Here is a 9,557-nt window from a genome sequence, read left to right as displayed (position 1 = left end):
ACAGGTATATAGATACATGAAGTTAATTACCTCCTTAAACCTACATTATAAAACTTTAAAAGGAGGAGATAGCTTAAACTTAAGCTATCTCCTCCTTTTTTTAAATCACGCCTCAGTCTGACTTTAAAGACACTACAGGATTTGCCATAGCAGCTTGTGCTGCTTTAGCACCCATTGTAACCAAGGCTATCACCAGAGTCACAGTACCTGCAAGTATAAACGGCCAATGATCAATGTCAATGCGGTAGGAATAATCCTGAAGCCATTTATCCATGAGATAGTAAGAGATAGGCACAGCAATCACAAAAGCTAAAAGCACAAGCTTGACAAACTCTTTAGAAAAGAGCACAATGATATGTATAACAGACGCACCCATTACTTTTCTGATCCCTACTTCTTTGGTTCGCTGCGTCGCCATAAACGCTATTAAACCATAAAGGCCAAGGCAGCCAATAAGTATGGTGATAACAGAGAAGATTTTGAAAAGCGTATTCTGACGTGCCTCATCTTCATAAAAATTAGCTATACTTTCATCAAAAAACACATAGTTGAAAACATCATCCGGATAAACCTTTTCCCATACTTTCTCCAGATGTTGTAGCGCCTCCTGCTTTTGATCCATATCTATTTTAGCAGATATGGTACTATAACTTCCTGGATTTTGGGTTATCACGAGTGGTTCTATGGGTGAGGCCAAGGTAGCTTGATGAAAGTCGGCTACCACTCCCGTAATAGCTCCTGCATAATCGTTTCCCCCAAACGAAATATGTTTGCCTATTGCTTCTTCTGGTGATTTAAGGCCAAGCTTGCGGCGCATCGTATCATTGATGACCATGTAGTGCAGCGAGTCGTTGTTGATGTAGGGTTTGCCGACTAGAAATTTAAAATTAAACAGGTTGAAGTACTGTGCATCAACAAACTTTTTATGCGTCTGAAACTCTTCATCTTCTGCTGCATGATTGAAGTAAAAATTACCGTAGCTGATGCTGCCAGAAGAAGGAACGTCAGAAGCAAAGCTAATGTCTTTTATAGCCGCATTATTCAGTAATTCCTGACGTAAGGGTTGTATTTTTTGCCTGTTTTGCTGTGGTAAAGAAACTACCACTACGGCATCTTTATCAAAGCCCAATGCCTTGTTTCTGAAATATTCCATCTGCTCGTTTACCAGGAAAGTGCAGATAATAAGCACTTGGCAGATTGTAAATTGCAGCACTACCAGCACCTGCCTTAATGATACGCCACCTACACGTTGCACGCTCATACGGCTTTTTAAGGCAGTAATAGGCTTATAACTTGACAAGACGAAGGCTGGATAAAAGCCGGCGGTTAGGGTAACAAGTATAACCTGCAGTGTTAAAAAAATTAACACCGTTGGGTCCTGCATCAAGCTAAAAGAAATTTCCAGTTCCAGCAGCTCATTCAGGTAAGGCAGAGCCAGTTCTACAAGTATAACCGAAATGAAAGTTGCAAAAACTACTATCAAGAAAGTTTCGCATAAAAACTGTAGCACCAGCTGCCATTGATTACTTCCCAATACTTTTCGAACGCCTACCTCTTTTGCTCTTTTGATGGCCTGTGCGGTGGCAAGATTAATAAAGTTGATGCAGGCTGTTAATAAGATAATCAAGGCTACAGCAGCCATGGCAAAAATCATTTCTTTAGTGATGGGTGTTTGCGCATAGCCACCATGATAGTCGGGATTGTAGTGAATGTCTTTCAGCGACTGCATGGAGTAGGCCGTTCTCTTTTCTCCAGTATGCTTCTCAACAAAAGCGTTTAGCATTTCTTCTGAAGCACTTACAGATTTATTATCAGGCAGTACCACAAAAGTCTGATGGTTGCTTGAGAAGTTGCCCCAATTATCAGAGAAGCTGCTTTCGATGGTAGGATAAGAAATCAGCATAATAAACGGAAATTCAGTGTTACCGGGCATATCCGGCATAACAGACACCACTCTCAGGTTGTAGGTGTTGTTGTACCGGATTACCTTACCGATAGGGCTCTCTCCAGGAAAATATTTATCAACAAGAGATTGTTCTATTACTACTACGTTAGGCTCCTTGAAGTATGGACGCAGGTCTAATGTACCAGTGTTGAAATCAAACACATCAAAAAACTCCGAATCAACAAACCCCACATTGCTGTCTTCAAGGAATTTTTTGCCCGGGCCTGTACCGTCTGAAGGAATATTTATCTGGGCGCCACTTTCTCCCTGAATTTGTGTAATGGCTTCAAAGCCCATGTAGCCGTTACTGCGCATGAATTTTGGAAGAGGGTATTGAGAAGCCGGGCTATGAAGATCTATACCGATCCAATCCACATTCAGCCGATAAACTCTGTCTGCTTTAGCGTGAAAGTTATCATAACTGAGTTGGTACTGTATCACCAGAAACAGCAGAATGCTGCAGGTAATGCCAAGGGCAAGTCCGGCTATGTTCAGCAGCGAGTAGCTCTTGTTGCGCAGCAGCGAACGGAAAGCAGTAAGAAAGTACATTTTAACCATAGTTTCAGAATGTGGTATAGCAGCAGAAATTAGCTTTGGAAAAAATCAAAGCTGATTTCTGCTGCTAATTACCATTGCTGTGCCAACTTAAATAACCTTTATTTTAAGCTGTTTAAGAAGGTAGCTGCAAATAACTTTGTCCATTGCCGGACACCTTCTGTCCACTGCCGGACATGCTATACTTCCATATAATCCTTCTTTCCCTTAAATTACATAAAGATATTACTGGCACAATATTTCTATACTTGTACCAAAACCTATACCTATGGAAGAACAAAGCCTGGGGCGCATCCTGGTGATTGATGATAATGAGGATGTGCTTTTTTCTGCTAAAATGCTTTTGCGCAAATATGCCAAGGAAGTAGTGATGGAGAAGAACCCAAAGAAAATTCCGTTCCTGCTTTCGAACGAGGAGTTCGACTTGATACTGCTTGACATGAACTTCAGCCAGGATATTACCAGTGGGCAAGAGGGCTTTTACTGGTTACGAGAGGTGCAGAAGTATGATCCTTCTGCTGTTGTGGTGATGATCACAGCCTTCGGGGATGTTGAGATGGCGGTAAAGGCATTGAAGGAAGGGGCAACTGATTTTGTATTGAAGCCATGGCAGAATGAGAAGTTACTAGCCACGCTATCAGCCGCTGCAAAGCTCAGGAATTCTTACCAGGAGGTTAGCCGCCTGCGCGAAGCAAACCGAACCCTAAGTACCCAGTTAACCACCGGCAAAGATATTATACAGGGCAGGAGCAGCGCCATGCGTCAACTCTTTTCCATCATTGATAAAGTAGCCAAAACCGATGCCGACGTACTGCTGCTTGGCGAGAATGGAACAGGGAAAGAAGTTATAGCCCGCACTATACACGATCGATCTTCAAGGGCTGATAAAGTTTTTGTGACCGTGGATATGGGTGCTGTGACAGAATCGCTGTTTGAGAGTGAACTGTTTGGGCATAAAAAAGGCGCTTTTACCGATGCCAAAGAAGACAGAATAGGTAGGATAGAAGCAGCAAACGGTGGTACGCTTTTCCTGGATGAGATTGGAAACTTGTCGCCGGCCATGCAGGCCAAACTACTGACGGTGCTACAGCGGCGGGAGATTATACGGGTTGGAACAAATATATCTGTACCTGTTAACGTGCGCCTGATCTGTGCCACAAACATGCCCTTAAAAGAAATGGTACAGCGCAACGAATTCCGCCAGGACCTGCTTTACCGTATCAATACAGTTGAGCTGCAGCTGCCTGCTCTGCGTGAGCGAATGGACGACCTGCCTCTTTTTGCAGAACATTTTCTGGATGTATACGCTCGTAAGTATAAGCAACCGCTAAAGCGACTTGGCCCCGATGCACTTGAGAAGCTTCGCCGTTATAGTTGGCCCGGCAATGTACGGGAGCTACAGCATGCGCTAGAACGCGCTTCTATTATGAGTGATAACCGAGAGCTTTCAGAAGACGATTTCTTTTTTCTGGCTGAGGAAGCTGTTTCAGAAAGGCAGGAGACAGTTTTGCAAAACCTGGATTTGGATCATCTGGAAAGGGACGCTGTACAGCGTGCACTGCAAAAGCACGACGGCAATATATCTAAGGCTGCCAAAGAGCTTGGCCTTTCCAGAGGAGCACTATACCGTCGACTTGAGAAATATGAGCTTTAAGCACTATAAACTACAGTTGCTACTGCGGGTGTTGCTACTTTCGGCAACTGTTTTCCTGATGGCAAAGCTTGGGCTTAGTCAGGAGTATAGGCTAACATTGGCTGGTTTGGGTGTGCTATTTTTACTGCAGCTTTGGTTGCTGATGCGCTATATGGAGCGTACCAACAGCTTATACCTTCGCTTTTTAAATTCTATTCGGTATGATGATTTTACAGAACAGTTCTCGGTGCCTGACGAGGGGAAAACGACTGGTGAAATTGCACTGCGCCTGAACGAGGTAATGGAGAAATTCCGGCAGGTAAGGGCAGATAAAGAGGCGCACCTTCATTATTTCGAAGTAATTGTACAGCATATTGGCATCGGCATTATCACCTTTAAACCAGACGGTAGTGTTATCCTGATCAATAATGCTGCAAAAAAACTACTGAATGTGAGGCAGCTTCAACAGGTTCAGGAGTTAGCATCTCTAAGCTCTGAATTAACTCAAAACCTGCAGCAGCTTACGCAGGGAGACACAGTGTTGGTGCCGCTGCAGCAGGCAGGGGAACAAATTAATATATCATTAAACATCATTGAGTTAACCTTGCTTGGAAACAGAATTCGTTTAGCCTCGCTGCAAAACATCCAGCGGGAGCTGGAGGAGAAAGAAATGGATGCTTGGAGTAACCTTGTAAAGGTGCTGACCCATGAAATAATAAACTCTGTCACCCCCATATCCTCTCTTTCTGCAAGTGCTTTTGAAGAAGTCCATAGTTACACAGACACCGCCTCTGAAGAAATCACGCTGTTGCGTGAAGAGCTGTTGGATGTAGGGCAGTGTCTGCAAACAATAAGTAGGCGCTCTGAGGGCTTGATTCGCTTTGTAAACGACTTCCGTAACTTATCTGCTATACCGGTGCCCCAACTGTCTTACTTTAACGTGACAGAGCTTCTACAGGAAATAAAAATATTGCTGCGGGAGCAGCTGGCGCAAAAACAAGTTGAGCTCGAAGTGCAGGCACCGCAGGAAAGCATGCTGCTGAACGCTGACCGAAGTATGATTGAACAGGTGCTTATAAACCTTGTGAAGAATGCTATGGAAGCAGTGCAGGAGCAGCCAGAGGCTAAGGTGTGCCTGAAGGCGTCTTTAGATGAGCGAAGCCGAATAGCGATAGCTGTATCTGATAACGGCCCAGGAATGACAAAAGAGGCTGTCACTAAAATATTTATTCCTTTCTTCTCCACGAAACCATCCGGATCTGGAATAGGCTTGAGCTTATCGCGCCAAATGATGCACCTGCATAAGGGCACTCTTGCAGTGCAATCGCAACTCGGGCAGGGGACAACATTTATACTTAGATTCTAATACCTGTTACGGAAGTATAACTTTCTGCCCGTTCTGCCTTATACTATAGCAGCATCCACTAATATCTGAAAGATGAGCATAAATGAGACAGACGGTTTAGTAACCGTAAGTGCCGATAGTAGCGCGCCCTATGTTGCTAACATTCAGGCAAGCGGGCAAAAAATGACGATAGATGAAACAGGCGTGGTTCAGGGTTTAAAGATAGGAGCAGACCCTTATGACTACATCCTCTCCGCCTTAGGAGCCTGTACAGTGATAACCCTGCACATGTACGCCCAACGTAAGGGTTGGCCCTTGGAAAGGGCAGAAGTAAGCCTTCGGCACGAGCGGCTGCACCGCAACGATTGTGTGGCCTGTGAAGACGCGCAAGCAAAACTTGATCATATCTGGAAGAACCTTCGTTTAATTGGGGATCTTACGCCTGATCAGCGAAAGCGCTTAGAACTCATCTCCAGCAAATGCCCTGTGCAGAAAACATTAGAAGCGGGCATAACTGTGCAAACTACACTCGATATAAGTTAGGGTGAACACATGCTACTGTAGGACTTTAAGTTTGCACATGCTTTAAGTATAAATACTTATAAGTATCGCTTGTTGATTGATACACCTTAACTATTGGAAGGTGCTACATTTATAAGTATAAATGCCTGCTTATACTTGCAGTAGGCAAATTATAAGACCTCCATACAGGTGCAGCAGTTTGATCATATCGGGCTGCTGTTTTCTTTTTGTATATTCGAAGATTGAACAAAGACAAGCGCCTATCATCTCTTTAGGTGCCATCACTGAACAAAACATGCTTAAAAGAACCATTCATACTTATTTACTGGCTGCCATACTGGCAACAGGCCTAGTAGCCTGTGTCCCTGTTGAACAGCAGATGCAAAGTAGTGGCAGCAGTGCCCAGTCGGCATTGCGGTACGAAGATTATGTTTATGATAAAACCATACAATCTGTACAGGCCTATGCTGCTACAGGGGGAGAAGGGCAGGTGCTAGAGCCTCCTATCGTGTCTTTAAATAAAAGAACGCCCATCATTCTTGAGTTTGACAGGCTTAATGCAGCGCCGGCACGTTTGGTGGCAAAACTTATACACTGCGATGCTAACTGGTCTCCATCGTCACTTAACGATACGCAATTTCTAAATGAGTTTAACGAGTTTTTCATAACGGATGCACAAAACTCTGTTAATACGCGGGTTCCTTATGTGCATTATACGTTTCAGGTACCACGCGTAAAACTAAGCGGCAATTATTTACTAGTGGTGTCGGAAGAAGGAGGAAGACCTTTGCTGTCGCAGCGCTTGCTGGTGTACCAGGAGCTTATAACGGTTGTAAGCAAGCTCGGAGCGGCACTGGGCCCCCAAGGCCGTGAAACTCGTCAGCCTATAGAGTTTAATGTATTTTATGCTGATTACGAGTTAGTAAATCCCGCTATGGATGTAAAGGCGGTGCTACGCCAAAACTACCGCTGGGACAATGCCAAAAGAATTACCCGCCCAACTTATGTGCACGATGCACAGCGGCGCCTGGAGTATGTATTCTTCGAGCCGAAAGAGCTTTTTAAAGGGTTAAGCGAATTCCGTGCGTTCGATACCCGTAGCCTGAACTTTAATGGGGTAGGTGTGCAAAGTATAAACTTACAACAGAGCCCTGCTGAAGTGAATTTATTTCCAGAGCCTGCCCGTGCCACACAAGCTTATAGCCAGGACCCGGATATTAATGGAAAACGGATTTTCGGCAATAGGCAATATGGTAACGGAGATGTAAATGGAGACTATACCTGGATCAATTTTGCCTTAAAGACTACTGAAAAGGCACCGGGAGATGTATATGTTCAGGGTGAGTTAAATAACTGGTTGCCTACAGAGGAGGCTAAGTTAGTGTATGATCCAGCTCGCGAAGTATACACAGGTAGAATGCTGCTAAAGCAAGGGTATTATAACTACTATTATGCGCTACAAACTGCCGGAGGCATAGATGCCAGCTATTTTGAAGGCAGCCACTTTGAAACAGATAATAGTTACGATATCCTAATTTATTACAGGCCACCAGGATCTCGGGCTGATTTGCTGATAGGCTATGACCGGTTCTTCTTTAACAGGAAGTAGGGAAGGAGTGAGAGCAAAGTAGAGTAGAGAATCAGAAAAGTAAGGTAGTTCTAAAGACGATGTTTCTGAAGAAATCCTAAATTCAATTCGAATACATACATCATATTCCGAACTTAAAATTAAAGCCTCCTGCCTTAGGGAAGTTAATATCTTGTGCTAGTGCAGGAGGCTTACTTTTTTCTTGTGTATTCTTATCTGATTATTATTTTCCGAACAAAGGTGCTGTCGCTTTTAACGGCTTTAAGAAAGTATAAACCTTGCGGTAAGTGCGCAATATCCAATTGGTGAACTGTAGCAGCCTTTGAATCAGATTTCAGGACTACCTGCCCTTTGCTGTTGGTTAGGTAATAAGCAGTTGCAGAAGCTGAAGTTTCAGGCCACGAAATGTTTAAATATGTATCGGCTGGATTGGGATATACCTTCATTATGCCTGCTGTTATATCGTTTTTAGTGGCAAGTACAGTTTTAGTTACAGGCAATTTATCTACTAAGGTGTTAAAAGTAACGTTTGTTTCAATAGCAGGATTATAGTCGAAGTAAATAAACGCCTGGTTGTTTAAAACAGTGCTGTCCGGCAGACCTGCCTTGGGTTTTATTCTATACAAAATATACCCATGGCTACCTGGCTCATCTGCTTCCTCATAAGGCAACTGTATGTTATCAAAATGGAAGCTTAGCTTGTTGTCTTCTACTTTGGTATACATGTCGTGACTACTGCCAATGACCTGAAAAGTGCTCAGGTCAAACTCCTCCTGCAGCTCGTTCTTCACCACAATATTAAAGGCTTTGTCAGTACCCATGTTCTGGAAGCGGACGAGGTACTCCAGCGGCTTATTCTTCAATGTGAGGTGCTTTTCTCCCAAGCCTGCAGGGTTTGCCTGTATATCGTTCGGGTCGTAGGAGCAGGTCAGTATCTGTTGTAGTGTTGTCGAGTCGGAGGCGGTACTTTTGTTATTAACCGCCTTGAACCTTGTGTACAGTTTGGAAATTAGCGTATCGCCCATACTCTCAACGCCAGGCATTGTAAAGTTGATGGTGATTTTTCCTTTCATACCTATATCGAGGTCAGAAATCAGCCAGATAAGGGTATCGCCACTGATGCTGTTAGGCGCTGGTGAAGCTGACTCAAAAGAGAAATTTGCTTCTGGCTTTAACTTAATCGTGCCGCTAGCCTTGGTAAAACCAGTGTTCCTATAAAAGAGGGTGTAGGGTGTTGGAAAACCACAGCGCGTCGCATCAGACAGGAGAGAGGCATCCACTTTTGTATCTTCCTTTTCAGGTTTAAAGCCGAAAGAGTATGTCTTGCCATTATCTTCTGGCAGATTGATTGTTTTCTCTATAGCGCTTGAGGTTGAAATCCAACCTTTACTTGCAGTGGCAGAAAGCGTGTAGTTTCCGTCTTCTAGCATTATATTATTTATATGTTGGCTGGTAAATAACGATATATTCTGTTCGTTTATCTTGTATGATGTATTTGTAATGATCGGTTCATCTGCTTCTTTTATTTCATTGCCGTTGTAATCAGCGTAGCTAAGTAGTTTAATGTGAGATGCGCTGCTTGCAATCTTATAAAGTTTCGTAACGTTCGGCTCGTTAGTTGCTGAAGAAGTAAAGTATAACGCACCATTTTTAACAAAAAACCGAGGATTAACTGCGCCTTCAGTACCAGGGATGACATCTTCTACCAAGTATGATTTGTTCCCATCATAGCGCCACAGTTCAGCACCAAGCGTTATGTCATCTTTAAAATAGTATAAGTATCCTTCATGTTCCTGGACAGCCGATTTGTCGAAATAAGCTAAGACATTCTCTGCGATCTTTACTGTGCCGCCTGTTGTGCCATTGGTTATATAAAGGTTTGATAGACTATCTCTTCGTGCATTAAATGTAATATCGGCTGTAAGCACCATGTTACCTTCATACTCACCCAGAAAAGAATAAAAACTGT

General features: G+C 43.5%; 6 protein-coding genes. 4 read left to right on the top strand and 2 right to left on the bottom strand.

The window, feature by feature from the left end:
- Nucleotides 1-112 precede the first annotated feature (112 nt).
- Nucleotides 113-2,503, bottom strand: coding sequence for an FtsX-like permease family protein (locus ACFQ2O_RS17000; RefSeq protein ID WP_377530505.1), 2,391 nt, complete (start codon nucleotides 2,501-2,503; stop codon nucleotides 113-115).
- Nucleotides 2,504-2,768: 265 nt separating this feature from the next.
- Between ACFQ2O_RS17000 and ACFQ2O_RS16995 the strand changes: the two genes are divergently transcribed.
- The 4 genes from ACFQ2O_RS16995 to ACFQ2O_RS16980 all read left to right on the top strand — a co-directional run bounded on the left by ACFQ2O_RS16995 (nucleotide 2,769) and on the right by ACFQ2O_RS16980 (nucleotide 7,609).
- The gene (locus ACFQ2O_RS16995) at nucleotides 2,769-4,154 is read left to right on the top strand and encodes a sigma-54-dependent transcriptional regulator (protein WP_377530501.1); all 1,386 of its coding nucleotides are present in this window, start codon (nucleotides 2,769-2,771) and stop codon (nucleotides 4,152-4,154) included.
- Nucleotides 4,144-5,499 (top strand): sensor histidine kinase, encoded by a 1,356-nt coding sequence (locus tag ACFQ2O_RS16990; RefSeq protein ID WP_377530497.1) that lies wholly within the window; start codon nucleotides 4,144-4,146, stop codon nucleotides 5,497-5,499. The genes ACFQ2O_RS16995 and ACFQ2O_RS16990 overlap by 11 nt, the downstream gene beginning before the upstream one ends.
- 72 nt (nucleotides 5,500-5,571) lie before the next feature.
- Nucleotides 5,572-6,021 (top strand): OsmC family protein, encoded by a 450-nt coding sequence (locus tag ACFQ2O_RS16985; protein ID WP_377530494.1) that lies wholly within the window; start codon nucleotides 5,572-5,574, stop codon nucleotides 6,019-6,021.
- A gap of 274 nt (nucleotides 6,022-6,295) precedes the next feature.
- Nucleotides 6,296-7,609 carry a type IX secretion system plug protein gene (locus tag ACFQ2O_RS16980; protein WP_377530491.1) on the top strand — a complete coding sequence of 438 codons (1,314 nt, stop codon included), beginning with the start codon at nucleotides 6,296-6,298 and terminating at the stop codon, nucleotides 7,607-7,609.
- Between the two features lie 191 nt (nucleotides 7,610-7,800).
- Here the strand turns inward: ACFQ2O_RS16980 and ACFQ2O_RS16975 are convergent.
- The coding region (locus ACFQ2O_RS16975; protein WP_377530489.1) for a T9SS type A sorting domain-containing protein at nucleotides 7,801-9,557 on the bottom strand (1,757 nt) is incomplete at its 5' end.

The sequence above is a fragment of the Pontibacter rugosus genome, assembly GCF_042678745.1.
Taxonomy (GTDB): domain Bacteria; phylum Bacteroidota; class Bacteroidia; order Cytophagales; family Hymenobacteraceae; genus Pontibacter; species Pontibacter rugosus.
Note: the sequence above shows the minus strand (reverse complement) of the source record. Positions and strands in the feature narration are given on the sequence as shown.